Here is a 25314-nt window from a genome sequence, read left to right as displayed (position 1 = left end):
CCAGCACAGACAACCAATCAATCAGAGCGGGCGCAGCAGGCCAAACCGCTTGCGCAACGCCCAATCCAGCACCCGCCGCGGCAGTAACCGGGCCATCAACGGCAACGCCGTACTGCCGTTCCCCAACCGCACCACCGCCGGCACCGGCGACTTCCCGACCGCTGCCAACACGCCCTGGGCAAACACCGCCGCCGAGGTGGGCTTGTCCTGCGAAGCCCGTGCCCGTGCCTGCACGTGCTCGCGCAACGGCCACCACGCCGAATCCGTCGCCAGCACCTGCTCGGCCTGGCGCTGGGCATTGCTGGCGAACTGCGAGGCAATCGCTCCTGGCTGCACTTCCATTACCTGCACACCAAACGGCGCCAGTTCCAGGCGCAAGGCATCGCTCAGGGCATGCACGGCGGCTTTCGAGGCGCAGTAGGCGCCGGCGAATGGCGTGATCAGCACGCCTGATACGCTGCCGATGTTCACCACCAGGCCCCGTGAGCGGCGTAGCTGGGGGAACAATGCGCGGGTAACGCCGACCACGGCGAATACATTGGTTTCGAACTGCTGGCGCAGGGCATCCACACCACCATCGAGCAGCGGGCCCATGGCGCCGTAGCCGGCGTTGTTGATCAAGATATCGAGGTTTACCAGTTCCTCGGCCAGGCGGGCCAGCGCCTCGCTGTCGTTCACATCAAGTTGCCGCGCGGTGAAGCCGGCGGCGTTCAGTTGCTCGACATCCTCAGGTTTGCGGGCGGTAGCCCAGACGTGGTGGCCGGCATCGCGGAAGGCGTCGGCCAGGGCGCGGCCGATGCCGCTGGAACAACCGGTGATCAGGACGGTGGGCATGGTGGGGCCTGCTGTCAGGGAGGATTGGTTTTTCCTGTGCCGGCCTCTTCGCGGGTAAACCCGCTCCCACAGGTACACCACAGAATTTGAGACCTGTGTAGTCCGTGTGGGAGCGGGTTTACCCGCGAAGAGGCCGGCACAGGCGATACATTAGTTGGCAAACGTACCTTGCAGATGCTCTGCACGAAACTCCAGGGTCTGCGGCCGGTACCCGGAGCGCAGTGGCGGCAGTGGCAGGCAGTCCTTCCACTCGGCCCCTGGCTGCAGCTCACCCGGCCCACGGTAGCGCGGGGCGTTGTAGGTGTTCTCCGCCAGGTTCACGGTATCGCCCGGCGCATACGCCGCCACCCGCCAGCGCAACTCGGTCAGCGGCACGTCGTTACCGTTCTTCATGCGCACCTGCAGGGCGCGGTCGGCGGGGCAGTGTTCGGGGGCGTAGGTCAGGCGTAGGTCCAGGCGGGCCAATTGCGAGGTTTCGCGGGTGTCCTGCCAGACGACGAACAGGGCCACCAGGCCCAGGCCACAAACGGCTGCCATCGAGATCGGCAGGGCCTTGGCCGGGTAGCGCAACAGCAGCACCAGCCAGGTGAGGATGAGGAAGGCACCGATGATCATGGGACGTGCAGACCTTGATTGCGCGGGGTCTGACCATCGTAGCCCGAAATGGAGAGTGGCTCAAAAAGCGGGGCCGCAAAGCGGCCCCAGGGTTGCATTACTGCGCGATGGTCTTCACCGAAACACCCCGTTCGATCGGAGTGGAGGTACGCCCGTAAACATCCTCGAAGCGCTCGATGTCATCCTCGCCGAGGTAGCTGCCGGACTGCACTTCGATGATCTCCAGCGGGATCTTGCCCGGGTTGCGCAGGCGGTGCACCGAGGCGATCGGGATGTAGGTGGACTGGTTCTCGGTCAGCAGGAACACGTTCTCGTCACAGGTCACTTCGGCGGTGCCGGATACCACGATCCAGTGCTCGGCACGGTGGTGGTGCATCTGCAGCGACAGGCTGGCGCCCGGCTTGACGGTGATGTGCTTGACCTGGAAGCGGCCGCCCATGTCCACCGAGTCGTACGAGCCCCACGGGCGATACACTTCCAGGTGGTTCTGGGTTTCGCTGCGGCCCTGCTCGTCGAGGGTCTTGACCATCTGCTTGACGCCCTGGACCTTGTCCTTGTGGGCAATCATCATGGCGTCCTTGGTCTCGACCACCACGATGTTCTCCAGGCCGATCACCGACACCAGCTTGCCGTTGCCGTGGATCATGCAGTTGTGGCTGTCCTGCACCACCACATCGCCCTTGGTGACGTTGCCGTTGTCGTCCTTCTCGTGCACTTCCCACAGCGACGACCAGCAGCCCACGTCGCTCCAGCCAGCCGACATCGGCACCACGCAGGCGCGCTGGGTCTTTTCCATCACCGCGTAGTCGATGGAGTTGTCCGGGCAGCAGGCGAAGGTGGCTTCGTCGATGCTCAGCACATCACCGTCTTCCTGGCTGCGCTCCAGGGCCAGCACGCAGGTGTCGTAGATGTCGCCGTCGTGCTTTTTCAGCTCTTCGAGGAAGCGGCTGGCACGGAACAGGAACATGCCGCTGTTCCAGAAGTAGCCGCCGGCCTGGACGAACTCGGCGGCGCGTTTTTCGTCGGGCTTCTCGACGAACTGCGCCACGCGCGCCACGCCTTCAGGCAGCAGGGCGTCCTGGCTGGAACGGATGTAGCCGTAGCCGGTTTCCGGCTTGGTCGCCGGCACGCCGAACAGCACCATCTCGCCACGCTCGGCGGCCACGGTGGCCAGGGCCAGGGCGCGTTGCAGGGCCTTCTGGTCATCGATCACGTGGTCGGCGGGCAGCACCAGCATCAGCTCGTCGCGGCCTTCGTTGACCAGTTTCATGGCAGCCATGGCCACGGCCGGCGCGGTATTGCGGCCGAACGGTTCCATCAAAATGCCTTGGGTTTCCAGCTTCAGCGCGGCCAGTTGCTCCTGGACGATGAACTTGTGGTCCTTGTTACAGACCACGATCGGCGTGTCCATGCCTTCGAACACCAGGCGCTCGAGGGTTTGCTGGAACAGTGTGTGTTCACCGGTCAGGGCCAGGAACTGCTTGGGGAACTGCTTTCGCGACAGAGGCCACAGACGGGAACCGCTACCACCAGAAAGAATTACCGGGATCATCATGTTTCTCCAATAGTCGTTGAGAGGCAGGGGAATCAGTTGCTAGCCACGGGGCGAGTTACCCACACCGGCGACAAGGCGTTGCCGGAACCCGTTACGTACAGCACTGCGGCTTCGCCGCGCTCCAGGGCGACGGGTTTGACGTCACCCACTTTCTTGTCTCCTTGGAACAGCGCCAGGTTGACCTTGACCGGGTTGATTTCGCGTTCGCCGCGGCCGTTGGCGGCCACCGGCTTGACCACTTCGGTCTTGCCGTCGGCGGTCTTCAGGGTCAGTTGCTGGTCACTCAGGTTCTGCACGCGAACCAGGGCTTTCTGCTTGTTCTTGAACGGCGGCTCTTCGATCAACTGCGGGTTGCCGCTGGCGCTGTTGACCAGGGTGTAGTACTTGTCCGCAGCCAGCTTGACCGGCACGCTCTTGCCACCGACCTGAGCGGTGTAGTCACCCCCTGGCAGGAAGCTGAAGTCACTGCTGCCCTGTGCACCAACCTGTTTGATCTGGGTGTTGCCGACCGAAGCTGCCGCCGGTGCGCTGGAAGCGTTGTAAAGGCGCACGAAGGTCGAGCCTTTCGGCGCGCTCGGGCCATACAGCGCGGCGTCGGCGCCGGCGAAGGCCTGCATGGAGGCCAGGGACAGGCCGGCAGCGAGGGTGAGGGCTTTGGCAATGGAAGTCTTGGTAGTCATATGTATGTTCCTCTGATTAGTGGTTAGTCCGGGTGGACGACAAAGCCAGGTTTTCTTCGGATTTACGGGTGTTCTTCAGCTGGGCGATCCACTGTGGATCGAAGCTGCTGAGGTCGTTCTTCATTGGCAGATAACGTTCGGGGAATTCCCACACCACCACTTGGGGTGCGGCGTTCTTGAAGGCATCGCTTTGCAGGTACTTGAGCATCGGCAGCAGCGGGCCATGGCCGTCTTCGGCGTAGTTGGCCACATCGCTGCGCAGGGCCTGCTGCAGCGCGCCGAGGAAGTTCCAGTGCGGGTTGGCGCTGTAGCTGGTGCCCACCAGCGCAACCGGGATCTGCGTGTCGGCGAACAGTGCGTCACCGGCTTCACCATCGGCCTCGACCGGGCGAGTGGTGCGTTGCTGCAGGTTGTCCGGGGCCGGCAGAAGGTTGCTGAACAGCGGGTCCAGTGGCAGGAAGTTGGTCAGGTCGCCCTTGTATGGCGCGGTGCTGCCGGCTTCGGTGATGAACGCCTGCGGGTCGCCGTTGAGCAGGCTCTGGCGGCTGACCGCTTCGGCCAGTGCCTGCGCAGCCACTTCGGCGCCCATCGGCGTCCAGTGGGTGTCGGTGCGCAGGAACACCTGGCCGCGCGCCTTGGCCTGCTCCATGGGTGCCATCAGGTCCGGGGCGAACACGTTGGCCTGGCGTGCCTGGGCATGGAACTGGTTGTACAGATCGTCATGCAGACTGGTCGGCAGTTCGTTGCCCAGGTATTCGGCGTACACCCGCGCCTTGGCTGGCACGATCGCCAATACAAGCTGGCTGCCGTGCTGCTGCAGGGTGTCGCGCACGCCACGGATCAGCGCCAGGTTTTCCTGCATCAGCTGCTCGGCACCGGCGGTGGGCTTGAACTCTTCGTCACTGAACAGCCACTGGTCGCGGCCCAGCACCACGCCAGGGCGGCCTTCGTTGAACAGCTTGAAGTCCATCGCCGCCCAAAGGTTGGTGCCCAGGCGCTTGATCGGGAACTGTTCGTCGTAGTGGGTCTCGGCGGCCTTGGCCAGCTTGCCGTTGAGCAGGGTCATCTGCTCGGTACGCTGGAAGCTTTGCAGGCCACCGGTGGACCAGACGCCCATGCCCACCAGCAGGCCGAGGAACGACAGCGAATAGGTAATGCGTAATGTCCGGGTCATGTCATCAACCTCAGAACTGGAAGTAAAGGAACGGCGAGTAGCTCTGCGCCGAAAGCTTGAGGATCGAGGCTACGAACAGCAGCAGCACCAGGGCGCGGGTCATCACCCGGGTCCAGTCCAGGCCGATCGAACCGTCGCTGTTGACCTCCACCGGGGTGGCCTTGGGCGTTGGCCGGGCGTTGCGGTAGAAGTCGCGCAGGCCGAAGAACGCCAGGGTGATGTAGGCGACCACCAGGGTGGCTACCTGCAGGCCGGTGAGCTGGGCACGGTTGAGTTCCGACAGCTGCCAGTCGCCGAAGCTGAACATGGCGCCGTACATGCGACCGGCCACTTCCAGGTTCTCGGCACGGAAGATTACCCAGCCGACCACCACCAGCAGGAAGGTGAATGCCCACTTCACCGGGTTGAAACGCTGTGGGTTGGTGTCGATGCCCAGCGCGCGCTCGATGGCCAGCCACATGCCGTGCCAGGCGCCCCAGATGATGTAGGTGAAGTTGGCGCCGTGCCACAGGCCACCCAGCAGCATGGTCAGGAACAGGTTACGGTAGGTGTTGAAGGTGCCTTTGCGGTTACCGCCCAGGGTGATGTACAGGTAGTCGCGCAGCCAGGTCGACAGGCTGATGTGCCAGCGCCGCCAGAACTCGGTGATCGACTGGCTGATGTACGGCTGCTTGAAGTTCTCCATGAAGCGGAAGCCCATCATCAGGCCCAGGCCGATGGCCATGTCGCTGTAGCCGCTGAAGTCGAAGTACAGCTGCGCGGTGTAGGCCAAAGCGCCGAGCCAGGCATCCCCGGTGGTCGGGTTCTGCAGGGCGAAGCAGTGGTCGGCCACTACCGCCAGGGTATCGGCGATGAACACTTTCTTGATGAAGCCCTGCATGAAGCGGGTGCAGCCTTCGGAGAACTTGTCCAGGGTGTGGGTGCGGTTGTTGAACTGGTCGACCAGGTCCTTGAAGCGCAGCACGGGGCCGGCGATCAGGTGCGGGAAGATCGCCACGAACGCCGCGAAGTCGATCAGGTTGCGGGTGGCCGGGGTGTCGCCGCGGTACACGTCGATGATGTAGCTGATCGACTCGAAGATGTAGAATGAGATACCGATCGGCAGCAGCACGTGGGTGAGGATGAACGGCTCCAGGCCGAACGAGGAGATGATCGCATTGAGGCTGTCGACACCGAAGTTGGCGTACTTGAAATAGCCGAGAATCGCCAGGTCCACACCGACGCCGAGCAGCAGCCAGCGCTGGGCCGGCTTGGTACGCACGCCGGCGGCGCCGACTTTCAGGCCGATCCAGTAGTTCCACAGGGTCACGCCGGCGAACAGGGCGAGGAAGTCGACCCGCCACCAGGCGTAGAAGATGTAGCTGGCGACCAGCAGCAGCAGGTTGCGATAGCGTTGCCCGCTCAAGTAGTACAGGCCGAGGAAGATCGGCAAGAACAGGAACAGGAACACGTTGGACGAGAAGACCATCCCGGTTCTCCTTTTTGTTCACAGCATCCGGGGCAAAGCGCCCCCCAAACCCCCCACATGTTCGTGGCGGGCTACCTAGATTCCTGTGGGAGCGGGTTTACCCGCGAAGAGGCCGGCACAGGCACCGCACATGGCAGGTCTGGCCTTTTCGCGGGTAAACCCGCTCCCACAGGGGTTTTACGTTACTTTTTCGATTCCGCGCTCGGGTCATAGACCCGGGTCAGGTCGCCGCCCAGCCGGAAGCTGTTGAACGGCTGCATACCGCGCTTGCGCTGCAGGGTGTCGCCACTGCACGCATACAGGCTGCAATAGGGCTCCATCCACGAATACTTGCTGTCGATCTTCAGGTCTTTCATGTCCTGTTTCTTGCCATTGCGGGCCTTGAACGCGCTTGGGTCCTTCGAACCGTTCAGTACCCGCTGCGCCAGGCGCTGCAGGGCGTTGTTGTTCTCGCCGCGCACGTCCACGCCATTGACCTGGGCGAAGCTGGCGATCATCGTCAACGGCGGCAGGGCGTAGTTGTGGTAGGCCAGGGCGCGTTGCTTGCGCTTCAGTTCGTTGGGCAGGAAGCCCTGCTCGTCTACCTGGTTGGCGCCAACCCTGTATTCCTTCACGGCCCAGTCGAACAGGTCGCGACGGTCGGTGGCCACGGCGGTGGCCATTACCGCCCAGGCCGCCCAGTAGCTGTGGTTGTTGATCTTCTCCAGTGGCAGGTCGCTCCAGTCGCGCACGGTCTGCTCGGCCAGGCGGGCGAACCATTTTTCGATCAGCTCGGCCTCGGCCTGGTGCGCGGCCAACGGCTGCGAATTGGAGAACTTCAGGCGCAGCCACGAACCACTCATGCTGCCCAGCGCCCATTTGCGCATCGACTTGCCGGTGTGGTTGTAGTCGGTGGACATCAGCGCATCGGCGCGTGCCCAGCTGCCCAGCCAGGCCAGGGTGCAGTCGAGCTGCGCCGGGCGGCCGTCACGCATGTACTGGCCGATCATCTTGCTCACGCCTTTCTCAAGGGTGGTGATGTCTTCGGTGGACTTGCGAAAGGCCTTTTCCGAGTCGGCGTTGAGTGTTGCCCGCGCCTTGTCCGAGCCTTCGTACTTGCTGCGGAACTGCAGGGCACCGGTATACGGTTTGGGGGCAGCTTCGCAGCGGAAGTTACCGTCGCCGGTCTTGAGCTTTTCGATCCCCTCGTAGTAACCCTGGGGCGGTACCAGCGCGGCGTGCGCGGCACCGCCGCACAACGCCAGGGCGAGCAGGGCGGGGCGGGAAATTCGCTTGAACGGGATCATGGTCGCCTCACTGGCCGGCCTGCGCGGTCTGCGCAGGCACGGCGAAGTTGTTGCGTTTGCAAAGCTTGGCTTCGACCTTCTGGGTACCGCTTTCCGGTCCCTGCACCTCGAACGCCAGCAGGCTCTGGCTGGCCCAGTCCTCGTCTTCGCGCATCTGGAAGACGAAGCGGCCGTCGGTGTCGGAGGTTTCCGGTTTTTCCAGCTTGATGTCCTCGTGGCGGCCGTTGAGGTACCAGAGGGTCGCTTGCAGCACCTTCACCGACGGGTCTTCGAACTTGATGTCCATCTGCATGTTGCGGTTGATCAGGTCTTTGATCACGCCGCCCTTGCCATTGACCATCAGCTCGTTCTTGCCGGGCTTGAGGGTGGCGCTGGCGCTCATCAGGGCCGGGCGGTCATCGCAGCCGTCGTCGAGCAGGCCAAGGATTTGCCGCCAGATGGTTTCCTGGTCCAGGCGATACAGCGGGGAGAATTCCCAGATCAGGATCTTCGGCGGGTTCTTCTGGAATTCTTCGTTGCCCAGGTACTGGATCATCGAACCTTCCAGGCCACCACCAGGGAAGGCCACGTTGAGCACGTCGGCGCCGATGTACTGCTCGAGGAAGCCGGAGAAGTTGTAGTTCTTGCCACTGTGGCTGGTGCCGACCAGGGTGATCTGCGCGTTGCCGCCGTCACCGAACAGGTCGTCGCCGCCGCCGGTGGAACCTTTCGGCTCGGTGGCGAACTGGTCCATGTATTGGACGGCATAGCTGGTGCCGCACAGCTGGCCGGCCACGTTATGCAGGGTGCCGGTCTTGCCCATGCGCCCGGACTTTTTCGTTTCGAATTCCTTGCGCGGGATGCCTTCGAAAGCCGGCATCTTGTGCACGGTATCGGCCACGATCCTGGCCGCGCGCTCGGCGCCGTAGGGCGTCCAGTGCTGGTCGCCGCGGAAGTAGAAGTCCTTGCCCTGGTCGGCAGCGGCCAGCTGTTCGTTGGTCAGCGGCGACAGGTCGGGCACGTTGTAGCCCATGCTGGCAAAGCGTTTGAGCATGGCCTGGTAGTTGCCCAGGGCCTTCTGGTAGTCGAAGGCAGCCTTTTCCGCCGGGTTGAGCATGTTGCGGTTCACCAGGCCGCGGGTCGGCTGGTACACCACCACCAGTTCCACGCCGCGCTTCTTGAATGCGTCGTGCACTTGCTGCAGGCGCTTGTAGCCGGCCGGGGTGGTATTGAACTCGGTGCGCAGGTCTTCGCGGGTACGGAACAGCCAGTCGCCCTTCGCCTGCACCAGCGTGGTGAAGTTCTGCTGGTAACGGGTGGTGTAGCGGCTTGGGTCATGCGCTTCAGGGCACAGCTGGCAGCAAGGCTCGGCGCTGAAGGTGGGGGCCTTGACGTCTTCGGCGCGCACGCCCTGGCTGATCGCCAGAAGGGCGGCGGACAGGCCCAGCAGTTTCATCAGATGTGGAGTCATGGTCTGGGCTTCCTTAATCGATCATTTCGGTCTGGCGTTCGACCGGGTCGATCAGCACAGCCTTTTGCTGGCGTACCAGCAGGTCGAGGATTTCGTCCTGGCGTTCGCCGAGGATGCCGTTGAGGCTGATGCCGTTGGCCTTGCGCGGGGCGAGCATGGATACCTTGTACAGCTCGACCGACAGCGGCGAGTCGATCGACAGCGGGCCCGAGCCGTTGGCCGCCAGTTCGCCACCGACCAGGATCAGCGACACCTTGGTGTCGAACGGGTCGAGGGCGATGTCGCGGTCGGTGTTGGACAGGTCCTTGATGTGGCCGTACACGCCGACCAGGCCGTTGGCCATTGCGACGTTCTCGTACAGGCGGATGTTCACGCTGTTACGCACGCGGATGCCGTGGCGGCGGTTGTTGATCAGCTTGTTGCCCCAGATCAGGTTGTCGCCACTTTCGTACAGGGTGATGCCGTCGGTGTGGTTGCGGTAGATCTCGTTGTAGGCAATCAGGTTGTTGACGCTGTTACGGTCGATCACCACGCCCGAGAGCTTGTTGTCGAAGCTCTTGTTGTTGATGATCCAGCTGTCGTTGACCTCACGCGAGACGATGATGCCGTGCTTTTTCTTGGTGCCGTACACCGTGTTGCCGGCGATGATCAGCCGGTGCGAGCGGTCGTGCGGGTCGATGCCGTAGACGATGTTGTCGCGGTAGGTGCTGTCCTTGACCACGAAGTCCTGGGTTTCGTAGCAGTAGAAGCCGTACCACATGTCGCTGAACTCGGAGCCGATGATCCAGCCGGTGGGTTCCGGGCGGCCCATGCGCTTGGCCATGTTCGGCGTGTACTGCGAGATGCTCACGCCGTACGACTTGGACTTGGCGTAGCCGAAGCTGGCCATCTTGGTATTGACGATGTAGGTCTCGGTGCCGCCCCACGACAGCAGGAACGGGCGGAATTCCTTGGGCGAACGGAAGGTCGCCGGGCCGTTTTCCTTTTCCCGCCAGCCGGTCACCTGGGTGTCGGTGACGAACAGCTTGCCGTCGTTGACCAGGAACGAACCGCCTTCCTGGGACAGGCGCAGTTGCTTGACCTTGCCGTCGATCTCGAGGATGCCCTTCTGCCCGACCACGATCGGCAGGCGCGCCAGGTATACGCCCGGCTCGACTTCGCTGAGGTACTGCTTGGGTACCTTCTTGCTCAACTCGAGCAGGTCGACATGGCCGTCATCGACGAAGATCGCCTGCGGAATGCCATGCTGGCGCTGGACCCACTCGGCCGCCTTGTTGTCGCCGCCGACGAATTCCTTGAGGGTATCCTCCTGGAACATGCGGCGCAGGCTGACCTTGCCTTTGTGGCGACGGTCGATTTTCTTCTGCACCGCCTCGGCGGTGTAGCCGGTCAGGTCAGGCAGCTTCGGCGGGTCCATGTGCAGCGGCTCGACCGGTGCACTGGAGACCGTGTAGGTCTTGGCCTGCTGCAGTTCCTTGGCGATCACCTGGGGCTCTGCGGCAGCCACCAGGCCGCTGGCCAGCAGCAAGGCGCTGGCCAGCAGGCTGTGACGTAAGTGCGGGTGAAGGTTCATAACGGTAAGTCCTCTACCGGCCTCAGAAGCGCCAGATCACGTCGACGAAGGCGCGGTGCATGTACGAGTCCGCTTCCTTGCCGTAGGCGTCACCCGGCTTGAACACACCGGCGCGCAGGCGCACCAGGGCAGATGGCTCGTCGATGGCCTGGCTCATCGAAGCCGGCAGCAGGCCTTGCTTGAAGTACTTGGTCACGACCACGTCCATTTCCTGGCCAAGGTCTTTTTCGCCATCGACCAGCGGGCGGTTCACACCGTTGTCGTTGACCACCGCGTTGATGCCGCTGGAACCGATGTTCTGGTTGCCATCGACACGCCAGAACTTGTGGTAGATGAAGCTGGCGTCGTAGTCGTCGCGCAGTTGCCAGGAGGCGAACAGGGTGGCCGCCTGCAGGTTGCCCAGCTCGCCACGGAAGGCTTCACCGAAGCGGTGCACGCGCGAACGGGTGCCGGTGTAGTTGGAGCGGTTGCTCTCCAGGCCGGTCTGCTCGTAGTTGCTCGAACCGTCGTCGCCACCGCCGCCGCTGCCACGGGCATAGGCCGCACCGACCTGCCATTGCGGGTCGAGGCGCAGGCGGATGCCGAGGTCGGTGGCCCAGGCGTTGACGTCACCGCTCTGCTTGCCGGTGGCCACGGTTTCGTCACCGACGACCTGGCTGCTGAGGGTGTCGCGGTCACCGGTCAGCCAGGTGACGCTGCCCCAGTAGTTGACGGTGTGGTCGTTGCGCCAGTTGTAGGCGTCGCTGTTCGCTTCCAGGCCCAGCCAGGTGAGGTCGCCGGTGCGGGTCTTGTCCAGCGCATCGACGGTTTCGCCCGGGTTCTTCAGGCTGCCGCCATCGTGGGTATGGTGGGCGCGAACGCCGACCCAGTGGCCAGGGGTCCACTGCGTGGCGACGTTGCCGTAGAGGTGTGTGCGGTCCTTGTCTTCCGGGGCCAGCTCGGTGAGGTCGGTGCGGTATTCGCTGAAGCGCTGGGCCACGCCCAGGTCGGCCTTGAGCAGGGTGGTGTCGAAGGTCCAGTTCAGCGCCTCGATATTGGTGTCACGCCACATGCCATCGTCGCTGCGCAGGCGCTGGCGACCGAAACGCAGCTGTTCGCCGGGGTAGGCGGTGAGGCCGCTGTAGCCGACCCAGAATTCGCGCATGGCCAGGTAGCTCTTGTCCTGTTCACGGCCGTCGGCGGCGGTGTCGGTGCTGGTGCCGTCGTCGTTCTGGCGCAAGGTATCGGTTTCAATGGTGTCGGTCGCGGTGACGGCTTGGCCCATGGCATAGGCGCTCCAGTTGCCACGCTCGCCATATACCCAAGGGCGCAGATCGAGACCGAGGCCGTTGACGTCACCGCCGGAGCGGGTGCCAAGGTCACGGTCGTCTTCCGACTGGCCGGTGATTTTCACATCCAGGCCGAAGTTCTTTTCAGCGGTCATTTCCGCCAGGGTCGGGCAGGACCACAGCAGGGCGAAGCTCAGGCCGATGCCAGCTTTCACGAAGGGATTGAGCGTCATAGCGAGTCCTCACCGGTTACTTCTTTTTCGTCGTCTTGCAGGGCTTCGATGGCCAGGGTGCTGTTGGCACCTTGCGCCATGCTGCCGCGCGCCTGCTTCTCTTGTGCCAGCAGTTGCTGGGCCTGGCTGCGCTGGTCAGGCGTAAGTTGCTGGTCGAGCTGCTGCAGCAGTTCAGCGGATTGCGGCGACGGGTTGGCCTGGGCGAGCTGGGCGAATACCCAGGCGTTGCCCGGTTGCGGGCGAATGCCGTGACCTTCGCTGAACAGCTGGGCCAGGGCATAGTCGGCGCTGTTCTGCCCGCCACGGGCGGCGGCCAGCAGGTGGTCGACGGCCTTCTGCGGCTCGACATTGCCCAGGTAGCCGCGGCGGTACAGCTGGCCCAGGTAGTAATGGGCGCTGACTTCGCCGGCGTCGGCGGCAGCCTGCAGGAGTTCTTCGGCTTTGGCCGCGTCCGCAGGCACGGTCTTGCCTTCGTAGTACAGGCGGCCCAGCAACAGTTCGGCGCGTGGCTGTTCGGCTTCGCGGCCCTTGTCGATGTAGGCCATCAGCTGGTCGGTATCGCCCAGCTCGGGGAAGTCGTACACCAGTTGCGCCAGGCTGACCCAGGACGCCGGGTTGGCCGGGGCCACCTGCTCGAGCAGGTCCTTGGCGGTTTTTTCGTCGGTCTGGCCGAGGCTGCGGTCAGCCAGTACCCGGGCAACGCTATCGACCCGGGTGGCCGGCACTGCGCCCTGGGCGTAGGCAGCCTTGAGCTGGCCGAGGAGGGCAGCCTGCTGGTCGGCCTGGCCGCGCTTCTGGTACACGGTGGCCAGTTCGACGTAGCAGATGTCGGTGGTGTTCAGCGCGGCCTTGCAGATTTTCTCCACTTCGCCCAGGTGCTGGTCGTAGGTGCCCTGGGTGCGGTACAGCAGCACCTGGGCCAGGCCCGCTTCCGGGTTACCGGCGGCGCGCCACTGGTCGATCTGCTGCTGCGCATTGACCTTGGGGAAGCTCTGCGGGTAGGTCAGGTAGAGCATCGCCAGCGGGATCAGAGTGTTGCTTTCGCCCTGCTTGGCGGCTTGCTTGAGCAGGGTTTCGGCTTCTTCGCGCTCGGCCTGGGTGCTGTCGGGCTTGGCCACCAGCAGGCGGCCAAGGCGCGCCTGGGCACGCGGCGAGATGGCGGCCGTGGCGCGGTAGGTGGCCTCGGCTTCCTTGATTTTCGCCGGGTCGCGGGTGGCGACCTTGATGTCGGCCAGGCCCACTTGCGCTTCGCTGTAGCCCAGGTCGGCCAGCGCCTTGTAGTTGCGCTCGGCCAGTGCCGTGTCACCGCGCTTCATGGCTTCGTTGGCCAGGCGCTGGTCGGGCAGGCCTGCACAGCCGGCCAGGCGCTGGTCGGGCAGGCCTGCACAGCCGGCCAGGGTGATGGCTGCAGCCAGGGCACACAGGCCCAGGCTGGCGCTTTTCTTGTGGGGAATCATGTTGTGGTCCTCTTACAGCCCACGGGCCATGGCTTTGTCGATCAGCCAGTTCAGCGATGGGCCACGGTCGCTGTTGACCGAAGCCGGGCGACCGGCGAGTTCGGCGGGCAGGGCGCTGTCGGGCTTGATCTGCACGCGGATGTCGGCGGCCAGGTCTTCGCTGTTGAGGCTGGCGCTGCTGACGATCTGGCCGGTACGCACTTCGTCTTCGCCGGCTACCTGGAAGTTGACGCGGGTGCCTGGCTTGACCTCGTCGAACTGGCGGTAGGTGAAGCGCGCCTCGACCATCGGGTTGGTGGTGCGCGGGATCAGCTGGAAGATCGGCTGGCCCTTGGCGGCGTACTGGCCGTTGTCCACCAGCTGGCGGGCAACCACGCAATCACACGGGCTGGTGAGGGTGCCGGACAGCTGCTTGCCGAACAGTTCCTCGATCTTCGCCGGCTCCAGCTGTGCGTCTTCCAGGTTGCCCTTGAGCATGTCCAGCATGCTGGTGGTGAAACTGGCCAGTGGCGCGCCCTTGGCGATCTGCCCACCGCTTTCGACCAGGCTGTTCACGGTGCCGTCGCGCGGCATGGTGACGTTGGTGGTGGGTACCGCGACCACGCCGGCTTCGGCATGGCTGACGAAGTACATGCCGTACAGCGACTTGGCGATGAAGCCGAAGGCGGCGACACCGACCACGAACACGCCTAGGGTGACGGTGACCGCCTTGAGACGGCCGAACGCGCTCAGGCCGGCACCGCCGTCCTTCTGCTTGCGCGCCTTGGTGAAGTTGTCGCGCTGCAGGGTGCTGAGCACATCGCCGGCAGTGATCAGCTCACCCGACAGATGCGAGGTGATGATGTGGCGCAGCGTGGCGATGTCGCGGAGCTCGAGGTTCTGAAACTGCGCGCCGGTACGGCCACTGCCCGGATTGTAGGAGCGCACCTGGAACTCGATGTCCATCGACAGGCCGAGGTTGTCGACCGTGAACTGCAGCCGCCCGCGGAGCACGTCGCCAACCGACAGTTGTTGCTTGGTGTGGAAACTCAGGCCACCGGCGGAGAGGTCGTCGACCTTCACATCGTGGGCCTGGCGCTGAGGGTCGAGGAACCGCAGCTTGGCGGGGATGCGTACCCGGGCATGCTGGCGCTGGGCTTCGGACTCATGCACGACGTTGACGTTCACGGCGGTATTCATGTGGTTTGTTCCTGTTAGTTCCGATCCGGGTTGGGCTCACACGACCATGAACAGCACAGCAACGAAGATGCTGGCAGCCGAGAAGGTCATGGTCCGCGAGGACCAGGTGTTGAACCATTGTTGAAAGCTGGCGAGGTCACGCTTGAGGGCAGTGGGCTGACGCGTCCAGGACTGCTTGTCGAGGCGGAAGAACACGTAGATCTTCATCAGTGCGCCGATGATCTGGTTGTAATAGAGAATCAGCGGGTAGGCCGGGCCTACGTTGTGGCCGGAGCACAGCAGCATGATGGTGAGGATCAAGCGGGTGATGCCGATCCACAGCAGATACACCAGCAGGAAGCCCAGGCCGAACTTGAGGCTGGCGATCACCGCCACGGTCAGGCCCAGCAGGCTGGTCCACATCGACACGCGCTGGTCGAACAGCACGATGCTGGTGAACAGCCCCAGGCGGCGCAGGCCCAGGCCAAGCGCGCGGGAGTTCTGCCGCAGGTTGTTGCCGTACCAGCGGTACATCAGCTTGCGGCTGGCCTTGAGGAAGCTCTTCTCCGGCGGGTGCTCGACCGTGTTGATGGCGGCGTCCGGCACGTAGAAAGTGTCGTAGCCCAGGCGCATCAGGCTGAACCAGCTGGACTTGTCGTCACCGGTGAGGAACTTGAAGCGGCCTAGGCGCCAGTGCATCAGCGAGTCGCTTTCGACGTCGGCGATGAACTCGGGGTTGGTCACCACGCTGGCGCGGAACATCGACATGCGTCCGGTCATGGTCAGCACGCGCTTAGACAGGGCCATCGAGCACATGTTGATGTGGCGCTGGGCGAAGCGCAGCTTGTGCCACTCGCTCATGATGTAGCCGCCACGCACTTCGCAGAACTCGTTGGTGGTCAGGCCGCCGACATTGGGGAACAGCTTGAACCACGGCACGGTCTTGCGTACCACGCCATCGCCCAGCACGGTGTCACCGTCGATTACCGCCACCACGGCGTTCTCGTCCGGCAGCATGCGCGAGATCGCACGGAAACCGTAGGCCAGGCCGTCACGCTTGCCGGTACCGGCGATGCGCACGATGTCCAGCTTCACGTGGGCTGGCGGGTTGTATTTGGCCCACAGGCTTTTCACCAGCAGTTCGTCCGACATCTCCACCAGCGAGCAGACCACGGTGGTGGGGAAGCCACAGTTGATCGCCTCGCGGATCACCGAGCTGTACACCTGGGCGGTGGTGAGAGCTTCGATGCGAAAGCTGGTCACCATCAGATACACATGGGACGGGTCGGCGTCCTTGCCCATTTTCTGAACCTTGCGGCGCAGGTACGGGTATACGCCGTAGAGGAAGATCATGCCGCGGATGAAATGGGTGGCGCCCATGGAGTAGCGCCAGATGCCGACTGCGCCGACCAGGAAGATGAAGTGCTTCGACTGCGAGTCGAAGATATCGGCTGGCAGGGCCAGGGCGATCAGCATGAGCAGACTCACGTAGAGCAGCCAACCGGCGCACTGCAACAGCACTGTCTGGATCCTTTGCATGTTCAGCATCCGTCGAGAATTCGGGAAAAGGTGGGCAGCGGGGGTGGGGAGGCCCCCGCTGCCCGGCCAGCACTTACCAGCAGATGCCTTCGGTGCGGCTGGTGGCGCAGGTCGGTTTGCTCATGAAACCGACCAGGTCGATCACGTGCTTGCCGGCCGGCGCTTGTTGGGCCAGTGCACGGAACTGCTCGTCACGGTTGCCCAGGACGATGACGTCGGCGTTGTCGATCACCTTCTGGAAGTCGGCGTTGAGCAGCGACGACACGTGCGGGATCTTCGATTCGATGTAGTCCTTGTTGGCGCCGTGGACGCGGGCGTACTGGACGTTGTCGTCGTAGATATCCAGCTGGTAGCCCTTGCCGATCAGGCGTTCGGCCAGTTCCACCAGCGGGCTTTCACGAAGGTCGTCGGTGCCGGCCTTGAAGCTCAGGCCGAGCAGGGCGACCTTGCGCTTGTCGTGGGCTTCGATCAGCTCGAAGGCGTTCTGCACCTGCGATTCGTTGCTGCGCATCAGCGAGTCGAGCAGCGGTGCGCGTACATCGAGGCTGGCGGCGCGATAGGTGAGGGCGCGCACATCCTTGGGCAGGCACGAGCCGCCGAAGGCGAAGCCAGGGCGCATGTAGTACTGGGACAGGTTCAGCACTTTGTCCTGGCAGACCACGTCCATCACGTCACGGCCATCCACGCCTACGGCCTTGGCAATGTTGCCGATCTCGTTGGCGAAGGTGACCTTGGTGGCGTGCCACACGTTGCAGGTGTACTTGATCATCTCGGCCACTTCGATCGGCTTGCGGATGATCGGCGCGTCGAGCTCTTCGTACAGGGCCTGCAAGATGTCGCCGCTGGCGCTGTCCAGTTCGCCGATGACGGTCATCGGTGGCTGGTCGTAGTCCTTGATCGCGGTGCTTTCACGCAGGAATTCCGGGTTGACCGCGACGCCGAAGTCGACGCCGGCTTTCTTGCCCGAGCAGTCTTCGAGGATCGGGATCACCACGTTCTTCACGGTGCCCGGCAGCACGGTGCTGCGTACCACGATGGTGTGGCGGCGCTCGCTGTCACGCAGCACGTAGCCGATTTCGCGGCACACCGACTCGATGTACTCAAGGCCCAGGTCGCCGTTCTTCTTGCTTGGGGTTCCCACGCAGATCATCGATACGTCGCTGGCACGAATGGCTTCGGCGAAATCGGTAGTACCGCGCAGGCGGCCGTTGGCGATGCCCTGTTGCAGCAGTGCTTCCAGGCCAGGTTCGACGATGGGCGACTTGCCCTGATTGATCAGGTCGATCTTGGTGCTGGATACATCCACACCGATCACTTCATGGCCTCGCGCCGTCAGGCAGCCAGCACAGACTGCACCCACATAACCCAAACCAAAGATGCTGATACGCATCGCTATCACCTCATGTGTTTATCACGCCGGCACCTCCGGAGAGAGCCGGACTGGGTTGATTAACAACAGTTTTCGGGCGCACGGATCCATGGCGAAATGCACACTTCGCCGAGCGCAGGCAAAATAAATCCGGAGCGCAAAAAATTATGCACTCAAACGTGGCAGTAAAAAGCCATTAATTAAAAAACGTGCCCTGGAATGCAGCCGTCTTTATTGCAATGCGCTACGTGGCGCTTTGCTGTGCTTGTTTTTTCAAGTGGAAAAATCCTTTGAAATCAACCACTAGGACGAATTGAAAGGGACGCTTCTCTCCTGCATGGACAGGGTTTTCGGGGGTTCCCGTCATACCTGTCGAAGTTGTTGGGGCTAGTAGTAGATACCTGCCGTTGTCATCTGTAAGTCATTTCTCACAGCCCAAGGGCAGGAAAATCGTTACGGCACTATGAGCGATTCGTCGTAGCAGAAGTTCCGGGGTGGGTTCGGCGTGGATGAAAGATTTCTAAATATTTTTTCAGTGGCGGACAATTTCAATCTGATAGCACTCGGGGGTTTTGCTCCGATATATAAAGGGCGAAACTGTTGCGAGATATTTTTATGCCAGCATCGAAAAATATTTTGAAAAATTCGTCAAAAAAGCTACGAACGGTCTTATGGCGTTTGGCTATAAGTTGCGGTATGTCGATTTTTTGGCGTCGGATTTGTGGCGTGATGGCGATATGAAGCGTGCCCTGTTGCAGGGCAGGGGAGGTGCGTAATGGCTGCTGGCCTCTTCGCGGCTAAAGCCGCTCCCACAGGTTTTGCACTGATCTTGAGTTCAGTGAAGTACATGTGGGAGCGGCTTTAGCCGCGAAGGGGGCGTGACAGGATCACTCGGAAGGATGATCCCGCAGGAACACCAGGTGGTCCGGCTTCGACTGTTCGGCACTGTAGTAGTACCCCTGCACATCGAACTGCTTGAGCTGCTCCGGGTCGCTGATGCGCTGCTGGATCACGAAGCGGCTCATCATGCCGCGGGCTTTCTTGGCGTAGAAGCTGATGATCTTGTATTGGCCGTTCTTCAGGTCCTTGAAGTCGACGTTGATCACCCGGGCCTTGAGCGCACTGCGTTTCACCGCGCTGAAATACTCGTTGCTGGCCAGGTTCAGCAGCACGTCATCGCCCTGTTCGGCCAAGGCCTGGTTCAGCCATTCGCTGATGCGTGTGCCCCAGAAAGCGTACAGGTCCTTGCCGCGGGCGTTGGCCAGCTTGGTGCCCATTTCCAGGCGGTAAGGTTGCATCAGGTCGAGCGGGCGCAGCAGGCCATACAGGCCCGAAAGCATGCGCAAGTGCTGCTGGGCATAGCTGAAATCGTCCTCGCCCAGGCTTTCGGCGTCGAGGCCGGTATACACGTCACCCTTGAACGCCAGCAGCGCTTGCTTGGCATTGGCCGGGGTGAAGTCCGGGGTCCAGCTGCCGAAGCGCGCGGCATTCAGGCCGGCGAGCTTGTCGGACAGGTGCATCAGTTCGCTGATCTGCGCTGGCGACAGGTCGCGCAACTGCTGGATCAGCTCCTGAGAGTCGTCCAGGTACTGGGGCAGGGTGAAACGCTCGGTCACCGGCGGGGTTTCGTAGTCGAGGGTCTTGGCGGGTGATATCACCGTCAGCATCGGGTCGGCTCCTGGCATCGTAGGCCGGGAATTCTACGGGCTGGGCGGTGCAAGTCCAAACTATGGCGACGATAGTCACAGACCATGGCCAGTGCAGAGGCTATAGTGCGCGTTTCGCCGTTGCGGAGCTTCAACCGTGCGTATTGCCTCTGCCTTGCTGGCCGCTCTGCTGAGCCTGGCCGCGCAAGCCGCCCCTTCAACCCAGGTGAGCCTGGACCGCAGCCTGTGGCCCGAAAAGCTGGACAGCCCGGCGTTGTTCGATGTGGCCTCGCGGGCCGAGATCCTCTCGTTCGCCCAGGTGCTGCATGAAAGCGAACTGCTGGACGACGCGGCGCTGGCGGCACGCTTGGGGCTACGGCAGGTCAACCTGCAGAAGGTGCGCCTGGTGCGGGCGCGCATGTGGCAGCGGTTGTGGGAAGGTTATCAACAGGCGCAGCGCAGTTGCGAACAGGATGCGTCGTTCTGCTATCCGGTTACGTCGATGGCTGAGTTGCGCACACAGGCAGCGACGTTCGCCGCCGATGTCGGCACGTTCTACACGGGCTGGATCGAGCCGAGCCACCAGTTCCATGCGCGGTACCTGGACGAACAACTGCGCAAGGTTGCGTTGCTGCCACAGACCAGCAGCGAGGTGGAGCGGTTGTCCTCACGCGAGCGCAATGGGGATGAACTGAACGACCGCATGTTCCTGCTGACCTTCGTCGGCGGGCCCGGGCCGGATGGCGGCAGTACCGATCTGCTGGCTGATTATCTGCGCCGGCAAAAGCTTGAAGGCACGTTCTTCGTGCTCGGCAACCGCCTGCAGCAACGCCGCGACGCCGGTGCGGCAGATGCCTTGCGCCAGCTCTATCGTGGGCATTGCGTGGGGGTTCAGGGTTGGGAGTACCGCTCCCATGCGCAGTGGACAGACTGGCAGGATTCATTGCGGCGCAGCCAGGCTCGGGTGCAGGCCGACTTGCCGGAGCAGTATGTACCGTTGTTTCGGCCGCCCTACGGGCAGCGCCGGGCCGATGGCGAGGCGTTCATGGCCAGCCAGCAGTTGCAAGTGTCGTTGTGGGACATCGATGCCCAGGATGATGGCGCACTGAGCGCCGAGGCCTCTGCCCAGCGGGTGCTGACCTTGATGCTGCTGTGGCGCAAGGGCGTGATCCAGTTCCATGACAGCCTGCCCAAGGCGCAGCCGGCGGTGGAGTGGTTGTTGCGCAATACGGCGCAGAGCGGGATTGGTTGGGGAGACTGCCAGGGATATGCCAACCGGGAGTGAGAGGGGGCTGCTGCGCCGCCCATCGCCGGCAAGCCGGCTCCCACAGGTACCGTGCATGGCTTGCTGGCGATAGCCCCTGCAATGGCAGCCTGATTTTTGACTGTAGTCCTCACGCGCCCCCTCGCCAACCCCTGTTCGTCATTTGGAAAAATAAACTTCACCTACGCGTAAAAAGACTTTTTTTAGTCATCATTTTTGCGGTATGAAGAAACCAGACAGCCGATTCCTGCAGCACAGGTGGCGTCATCCAGGCCCACCTAGCCAGGTTCGCTTCCCGCCCGTAACAACGCGGATACGGGGACAGCGGCAGTCACTCTGCGGCGTAACAGACCACGCCGTGTGGCTTCGACATAAGGTGACCGAGTATGGATGACCAAGGACGCAACCCTTCCTCCAGCAAGCCTATCCTGTATGTGCTCGATACCAACGTCCTGATTCACGACCCCAACGCGTTACTGAACTTCGAGGAGCACCATGTCGCCATCCCGATGACGGTGCTGGAGGAACTCGACAAGCTCAAGACCGGCAAACAGACCATCGCCGCCGAATGCCGCCAGGCCATTCGCCTGATCGACCAGACCCTTGGTGACGCCTCGCCCAGCGATGTCGAGCAGGGTGTGCCGATCCAGCGTGGCAAGAGCGGGCCCAAGGGCTTCCTGTCCATCCTGATGACTCCGCGCAACGAGCCGAACAAGCTGCTGCCGGAAAACCTCAACGACAACATCATCATCAACCAGCTGCTCGAAGTACGGGCCCGGCGCACCGACCTGGATGTTGTGCTGGTCACCAAAGACATCAACATGCGCCTGAAGGCACGTGCCTGTGGCATCGCGGCCGAGGACTACAGCACCGACCAACTGGTCGATGACGTGTCCTTGCTGTCCAAGGGCTACCATTCGGTCACCGGCTCGTTCTGGGACCGGGTGAGCAAGGTCGATACCCGCCAGGAGCGCGGCCGCACCTGGCACCGCGTGCAATTGATCGACAACCTGCCGGCGGTTCACGTCAACGAGTTCATCATCGATGAACAGGGCTTCGTCGGCTGGATCAAGGGTATCCGAAACGACGAACTGCTGTTGCTGGACCTGCACCAGGAACCGCTGCTGCATCAGGAAGCCTGGGGCTTGAAACCGCGGGACATCCACCAGAGCCTGGCGTTGTTCGCCCTGCTTGACCCGGATATCCACCTGGTCAACCTGACCGGCGCCGCCGGTTCCGGCAAGACCATCCTGGCCCTGGCCGCAGCCATCGAACAGACCATGGTAAGCAAGCGCTACCGGCGCATCATCGCCACCCGCAGTGTGCAGGGGCTGGACCAGGAGATCGGCTTCCTGCCGGGCACCGAGGCCGAGAAGATGGAACCTTGGCTGGGCGCCATCACCGACAACCTCGAAGCCTTGCACATGGATGACGAAAGCACCCATGGCAGCGTCGAGTACATCCTCGAGCGCGTGCCGTTGCAGTTCAAGTCGCTGAACTACATCCGTGGCCGTAGCTTCCAGCAGAGCCTGATCCTGATCGACGAGTGCCAGAACCTGACGCCGCACCAGATGAAAACCATCATCACCCGTGCCGGCTCCGGGTCCAAGGTGGTCTGCCTGGGCAACCTGGCGCAGATCGATACCCCCTACCTGTCCGCGACCAGCTCTGGCCTGACCTACCTGACCGAGCGCTTCAAGGACTTCCCCCATGGCGTGCACATCACCCTGCAGGGCGTGCCACGCTCGGTGCTGGCCGAGTACGCCGAGTCGCATCTGTAACCCTCTCCGCCGGGCGGTCCGCCGCCCGGCTTTTTCGCGGGCACGGTTGACGCCCCTCTGCTCAAACCTGACTCACAGGTTTACACTGCGAGTTCCCTTCACAGGAGCAGAGCAGTGCTGACACATCTTGATTCCCAGGGGCGGGCCAACATGGTCGACGTCACTGAAAAGGCCGTGACCGAGCGTGAGGCCACCGCCGAGGCGCGGGTGCGCATGTTGCCGCAGACCTTGCAGATGATCGTCGACGGTGAACACCCCAAGGGCGACGTGTTCGCCGTGGCGCGCATTGCCGGGATCCAGGCGGCGAAGAAGACCAGCGAACTGATCCCGCTGTGCCACCCGCTGATGCTGACCAGTGTCAAGGTCGAGCTGAGTGCCGAGGGGCAGGACGCCGTGCGTATCGTCGCCCGCTGCAAGCTGGCCGGGCAGACCGGCGTGGAGATGGAGGCGCTGACCGCCGCCAGCGTGGCTGCGCTGACGATCTATGACATGTGCAAGGCTGTGGATAAAGGTATGGTCATCGAGCAGGTGCGCCTGCTGGAAAAACTCGGCGGCAAGAGTGGCCACTACAAGGTGGAGGCGTGATGAAGGTCAAGGTGATGTACTTCGCCCGTTACCGCGAATTGTTGGGCGTGGATGCCGAGCGGGTGGAGGGTGCGTTCAAGGTGCTCGACGATGTGCGCCAGGCCTTGGTGGCCAAGGGTGGGCAGTATGAAGTGCTGGCCGAGCAGAACCTGATGTGTGCGCGCAACGAAGAACTGTGCAAGCTCGATGAGCCGCTGGAAGAGGGCGATGAAGTGGCGTTCTTCCCGCCGGTGACCGGAGGCTGAACATGGCTGTGCGAGTCCAGGAAGGTGCGTTCGACCCGGGAGCCGAGACCAATGCCATGCACGCGGCCAATGTCGGTGTGGGCGCGGTGGTCGGTTTTGTCGGCTACGTGCGGGATTTCAACGATGGCCGCGAGGTGGCGGGGATGTTCCTCGAGCACTATCCGGGCATGACCGAAAAGGCCTTGGCCAAGATCGTGGTGGAGGCAGAGCAGCGCTGGCCGTTGCTCAAGGTGGAGGTGCTGCACCGCATCGGTGCGCTCGAGCCGGGTGAGCCGATCGTGTTCGTCGGCGTGGCCAGTGCCCATCGGCAGGCGGCGTTCGATGCCTGCAACTTCATCATGGACTATCTGAAGACGCGGGCGCCGTTCTGGAAGAAGGAAAATACCCAGGAAGGGGCACGGTGGGTGGAAGGGAAACAGAGTGATCAGGATGCGGCGGAGCGCTGGTAGATCCTTGTTTGATGGCCGGGGCGAAGCCCCGGTTCGCGGGTGAACCCGCTCCCACAGGTGCATCACAGGTTTTGAAAGCTGTGCAGTACCTGTGGGAGCGGGTTCACCCGCGAAGAGGCCGGCACAGGTCAATGATGCTTGCGCGGCACCGGCTTCAGCAGCTCATCCGGCGGCATTTCACACTTGATCTTGCGCCCCAGCAGCTCTTCGATCGCTGGCAGCTGGTACGAGTCATCCTCACCGGCAAAGCTGATCGACACACCACTGGTGCCAGCACGGCCTGTCCGGCCAATGCGGTGCACGTAGTCGTCCGGGTCTTCCGGCAGGGTGAAGTTGATCACGTGGCTGATGCCATCGATATGAATGCCCCGCCCCGCCACGTCGGTGGCCACCAGCACGGTGATGCGCCCTTCGCGGAAGTTCTCCAGGGTACGGATACGCTTGTGCTGCGGCACGTCACCCGACAACTGCGCGGCATTGATGCCGTCGCGCACCAGTTTTTCCTCGATGCGCCGCACTTCGTCCTTGCGGTTGGCGAACACCATCACCCGTTCCCACTTGTTCTGGGTCACCAGGTTGTACAGCAGCTTGTACTTGTCGCTGCCGGCCACCGCATAGACGTGCTGCTCCACCGTTTCGCTGGCAACGTTCTCCGGCTCGATCTCGACGATGGCCGGGTTGGTGGTCCACTGCTTGGCCAGGTTCATCACGTCGTCGGTGAAGGTGGCGGAGAACAGCAGGGTCTGGCGCTCGCTTTTCGGCGGCGTCTGGCGAATGATCTGGCGCACCTGGGGGATGAAGCCCATGTCGAGCATGCGGTCGGCTTCGTCCAGCACCATCACTTCGACCATGTCCAGGTGCACCTCACCGCGCTGGTTGAAGTCCAGCAGGCGCCCCGGAGTGGCCACCAGGATGTCGCAATGGCGCGCTTCCAGGGCCTTGAGCTGCTTGTCGAAGTCCATTCCGCCGACGAAGCTCATCACGTTCAGGCCGGTGTACTTGGTCAGGGCGATGGCGTCCTTGGCGATCTGTACCACCAGCTCACGGGTGGGCGCGATGATCAGCGCACGTGGCTCGCCCATGTAGCGTTCCTTCGGCGGCGGCGTCTGCTGCAGCTGGGAAATGATCGAGATCAGGAACGCCGCAGTCTTGCCGGTACCGGTCTGGGCCCGGCCGATGGCGTCCTGACCGCGCAGGGTGTAACCCAGCACCTGTGCCTGGATAGGCGTGCAGTACGGGAAGCCCAGGTCGTGGATGGCATGCATCAGTTCGTTGGACAGCTTGAAGTCGTGGAAGCGGGTCTTGCCTTCCTGTGGCTCGACCACGAAGTCTTCCGGTTTCCACAGGCTGGCCTGCGGCTTGGGCTTGCGCTCGCGACGCGGTTTGTCCTTGGCCGGCTTGTCGGCGGCTGGCGTAACGGCGGCAGGCTGTTCGGCCTGGGGAGTGGGGGTGGCGCGTGGTGCGGCCGGTTTTTCCGCAGGCCGGGCCTCGCTGGCGGGTGCGGGCGCAGGGGGCGTCACGCTGGCAGCAGGAGCGACGGCCTGTGGCGCGGCGTCTCCCTTGCCGAAAATTTTCTTGAGTGCCTTGAGCACGATCGTCTCATCAACTGGTTAAGGAATGTACGCCGGGCAGTGTAATGCAAGATTCAGGCGCGGCGTAGTGGAATAGCCTTACAACTACAGACA

General features: G+C 62.9%; 21 protein-coding genes. 5 read left to right on the top strand and 16 right to left on the bottom strand.

Annotated elements, in window-relative coordinates; all coding sequences use genetic code 11:
• Positions 1-21 precede the first annotated feature (21 nt).
• The 15 genes from KDB76_RS23965 to yaaA all read right to left on the bottom strand — a co-directional run bounded on the left by KDB76_RS23965 (position 22) and on the right by yaaA (position 19326).
• A complete protein-coding gene (locus KDB76_RS23965; protein WP_024087719.1) occupies positions 22-834 on the bottom strand; it encodes an SDR family oxidoreductase in 813 nt (270 codons plus the stop codon).
• A 150-nt stretch (positions 835-984) separates the two neighbouring features.
• Positions 985-1449, bottom strand: coding sequence for a hypothetical protein (locus KDB76_RS23960; RefSeq protein ID WP_023660659.1), 465 nt, complete (start codon positions 1447-1449; stop codon positions 985-987).
• A gap of 97 nt (positions 1450-1546) precedes the next feature.
• Entirely contained in the window at positions 1547-3001 is a 1455-nt protein-coding gene (locus tag KDB76_RS23955; protein WP_024087718.1) for a mannose-1-phosphate guanylyltransferase/mannose-6-phosphate isomerase, read from the bottom strand.
• Positions 3002-3036: 35 nt separating this feature from the next.
• Positions 3037-3684, bottom strand: a complete 648-nt coding sequence (locus KDB76_RS23950; RefSeq protein WP_013974158.1) for an alginate O-acetyltransferase AlgF — start codon at positions 3682-3684, stop codon at positions 3037-3039.
• Between the two features lie 16 nt (positions 3685-3700).
• Positions 3701-4858, bottom strand: coding sequence for an alginate O-acetyltransferase (locus KDB76_RS23945; protein ID WP_038410133.1), 1158 nt, complete (start codon positions 4856-4858; stop codon positions 3701-3703).
• 10 nt (positions 4859-4868) lie between these two features.
• Positions 4869-6326 carry an MBOAT family protein gene (locus KDB76_RS23940; protein ID WP_013974157.1) on the bottom strand — a complete coding sequence of 486 codons (1458 nt, stop codon included), beginning with the start codon at positions 6324-6326 and terminating at the stop codon, positions 4869-4871.
• A gap of 182 nt (positions 6327-6508) precedes the next feature.
• Entirely contained in the window at positions 6509-7612 is a 1104-nt protein-coding gene (locus tag KDB76_RS23935; protein WP_038410132.1) for a mannuronate-specific alginate lyase, read from the bottom strand.
• A gap of 7 nt (positions 7613-7619) precedes the next feature.
• A complete protein-coding gene (locus KDB76_RS23930) occupies positions 7620-9062 on the bottom strand; it encodes an alginate O-acetyltransferase (protein WP_038410131.1) in 1443 nt (480 codons plus the stop codon).
• A gap of 13 nt (positions 9063-9075) precedes the next feature.
• A complete protein-coding gene (algG, locus tag KDB76_RS23925; RefSeq protein ID WP_013974154.1) occupies positions 9076-10635 on the bottom strand; it encodes a mannuronan 5-epimerase AlgG in 1560 nt (519 codons plus the stop codon).
• A gap of 22 nt (positions 10636-10657) precedes the next feature.
• On the bottom strand, positions 10658-12136 hold the full coding sequence (locus KDB76_RS23920; RefSeq protein ID WP_013974153.1) for an alginate export family protein: 1479 nt from the start codon (positions 12134-12136) through the stop codon (positions 10658-10660).
• A complete protein-coding gene (gene algK, locus KDB76_RS23915; RefSeq protein ID WP_038410130.1) occupies positions 12133-13593 on the bottom strand; it encodes an alginate biosynthesis TPR repeat lipoprotein AlgK in 1461 nt (486 codons plus the stop codon). The genes KDB76_RS23920 and algK overlap by 4 nt, the downstream gene beginning before the upstream one ends.
• A gap of 12 nt (positions 13594-13605) precedes the next feature.
• Entirely contained in the window at positions 13606-14772 is a 1167-nt protein-coding gene (locus KDB76_RS23910) for an alginate biosynthesis protein Alg44 (RefSeq protein ID WP_013974151.1), read from the bottom strand.
• A gap of 36 nt (positions 14773-14808) precedes the next feature.
• Positions 14809-16290, bottom strand: a complete 1482-nt coding sequence (locus tag KDB76_RS23905; RefSeq protein ID WP_031324250.1) for a glycosyltransferase family 2 protein — start codon at positions 16288-16290, stop codon at positions 14809-14811.
• 73 nt (positions 16291-16363) lie between these two features.
• A complete protein-coding gene (locus KDB76_RS23900; protein ID WP_023660654.1) occupies positions 16364-17680 on the bottom strand; it encodes a UDP-glucose/GDP-mannose dehydrogenase family protein in 1317 nt (438 codons plus the stop codon).
• Between the two features lie 866 nt (positions 17681-18546).
• Positions 18547-19326: a peroxide stress protein YaaA gene (gene yaaA / locus KDB76_RS23895; RefSeq protein WP_013974148.1), complete on the bottom strand. Its 780-nt coding sequence runs from the start codon at positions 19324-19326 to the stop codon at positions 18547-18549.
• 136 nt (positions 19327-19462) lie between these two features.
• On the opposite strand from yaaA, the gene KDB76_RS23890 reads away from it, so the two are divergent.
• The 5 genes from KDB76_RS23890 to moaE all read left to right on the top strand — a co-directional run bounded on the left by KDB76_RS23890 (position 19463) and on the right by moaE (position 23629).
• Positions 19463-20590, top strand: coding sequence for a polysaccharide deacetylase family protein (locus tag KDB76_RS23890; protein ID WP_038410129.1), 1128 nt, complete (start codon positions 19463-19465; stop codon positions 20588-20590).
• Between the two features lie 365 nt (positions 20591-20955).
• Positions 20956-22350: a PhoH family protein gene (locus KDB76_RS23885; RefSeq protein WP_013974146.1), complete on the top strand. Its 1395-nt coding sequence runs from the start codon at positions 20956-20958 to the stop codon at positions 22348-22350.
• A gap of 114 nt (positions 22351-22464) precedes the next feature.
• A complete protein-coding gene (gene moaC / locus KDB76_RS23880; RefSeq protein WP_013974145.1) occupies positions 22465-22935 on the top strand; it encodes a cyclic pyranopterin monophosphate synthase MoaC in 471 nt (156 codons plus the stop codon).
• Complete coding sequence (moaD, locus tag KDB76_RS23875) at positions 22935-23180, top strand: molybdopterin converting factor subunit 1 (protein ID WP_003251777.1); 246 nt, start codon at positions 22935-22937, stop codon at positions 23178-23180. The genes moaC and moaD overlap by 1 nt, the downstream gene beginning before the upstream one ends.
• Positions 23181-23182: 2 nt before the next feature.
• Positions 23183-23629: a molybdopterin synthase catalytic subunit MoaE gene (gene moaE, locus KDB76_RS23870; RefSeq protein WP_013974144.1), complete on the top strand. Its 447-nt coding sequence runs from the start codon at positions 23183-23185 to the stop codon at positions 23627-23629.
• Between the two features lie 128 nt (positions 23630-23757).
• On the opposite strand, the gene rhlB is transcribed toward moaE, so the two are convergent.
• Positions 23758-25221, bottom strand: coding sequence for an ATP-dependent RNA helicase RhlB (gene rhlB / locus KDB76_RS23865; RefSeq protein ID WP_013974143.1), 1464 nt, complete (start codon positions 25219-25221; stop codon positions 23758-23760).
• Between the last annotated feature and the right edge of the window lie 93 nt (positions 25222-25314).

The organism is Pseudomonas sp. JS425, assembly GCF_018223845.1.
In the GTDB taxonomy this organism is placed as follows: Bacteria; Pseudomonadota; Gammaproteobacteria; order Pseudomonadales; family Pseudomonadaceae; genus Aquipseudomonas; species Aquipseudomonas asiatica.
Note: the sequence above shows the minus strand (reverse complement) of the source record. Positions and strands in the feature narration are given on the sequence as shown.

Excerpts from the sequence above, each read along its gene's own strand:
- moaE (WP_013974144.1), top strand. The coding sequence starts at position 23,183 with ATGGCTGTGCGAGTCCAGGAAGGTGCGTTCGACCCGGGAGCCGAGACC.
- KDB76_RS23910 (WP_013974151.1), bottom strand. The coding sequence starts at position 14,772 with ATGAATACCGCCGTGAACGTCAACGTCGTGCATGAGTCCGAAGCCCAG.
- KDB76_RS23885 (WP_013974146.1), top strand. The coding sequence starts at position 20,956 with ATGGATGACCAAGGACGCAACCCTTCCTCCAGCAAGCCTATCCTGTAT.
- KDB76_RS23945 (WP_038410133.1), bottom strand. The coding sequence starts at position 4,858 with ATGACCCGGACATTACGCATTACCTATTCGCTGTCGTTCCTCGGCCTG.
- KDB76_RS23960 (WP_023660659.1), bottom strand. The coding sequence starts at position 1,449 with ATGATCATCGGTGCCTTCCTCATCCTCACCTGGCTGGTGCTGCTGTTG.
- KDB76_RS23920 (WP_013974153.1), bottom strand. The coding sequence starts at position 12,136 with ATGACGCTCAATCCCTTCGTGAAAGCTGGCATCGGCCTGAGCTTCGCC.
- KDB76_RS23935 (WP_038410132.1), bottom strand. The coding sequence starts at position 7,612 with ATGATCCCGTTCAAGCGAATTTCCCGCCCCGCCCTGCTCGCCCTGGCG.
- algG (WP_013974154.1), bottom strand. The coding sequence starts at position 10,635 with ATGAACCTTCACCCGCACTTACGTCACAGCCTGCTGGCCAGCGCCTTG.
- KDB76_RS23965 (WP_024087719.1), bottom strand. The coding sequence starts at position 834 with ATGCCCACCGTCCTGATCACCGGTTGTTCCAGCGGCATCGGCCGCGCC.
- KDB76_RS23930 (WP_038410131.1), bottom strand. The coding sequence starts at position 9,062 with ATGACTCCACATCTGATGAAACTGCTGGGCCTGTCCGCCGCCCTTCTG.
- KDB76_RS23905 (WP_031324250.1), bottom strand. The coding sequence starts at position 16,290 with ATGCAAAGGATCCAGACAGTGCTGTTGCAGTGCGCCGGTTGGCTGCTC.
- algK (WP_038410130.1), bottom strand. The coding sequence starts at position 13,593 with ATGATTCCCCACAAGAAAAGCGCCAGCCTGGGCCTGTGTGCCCTGGCT.
- moaD (WP_003251777.1), top strand. The coding sequence starts at position 22,935 with ATGAAGGTCAAGGTGATGTACTTCGCCCGTTACCGCGAATTGTTGGGC.
- KDB76_RS23940 (WP_013974157.1), bottom strand. The coding sequence starts at position 6,326 with ATGGTCTTCTCGTCCAACGTGTTCCTGTTCCTGTTCTTGCCGATCTTC.
- KDB76_RS23950 (WP_013974158.1), bottom strand. The coding sequence starts at position 3,684 with ATGACTACCAAGACTTCCATTGCCAAAGCCCTCACCCTCGCTGCCGGC.
- KDB76_RS23900 (WP_023660654.1), bottom strand. The coding sequence starts at position 17,680 with ATGCGTATCAGCATCTTTGGTTTGGGTTATGTGGGTGCAGTCTGTGCT.
- KDB76_RS23955 (WP_024087718.1), bottom strand. The coding sequence starts at position 3,001 with ATGATCCCGGTAATTCTTTCTGGTGGTAGCGGTTCCCGTCTGTGGCCT.
- yaaA (WP_013974148.1), bottom strand. The coding sequence starts at position 19,326 with ATGCTGACGGTGATATCACCCGCCAAGACCCTCGACTACGAAACCCCG.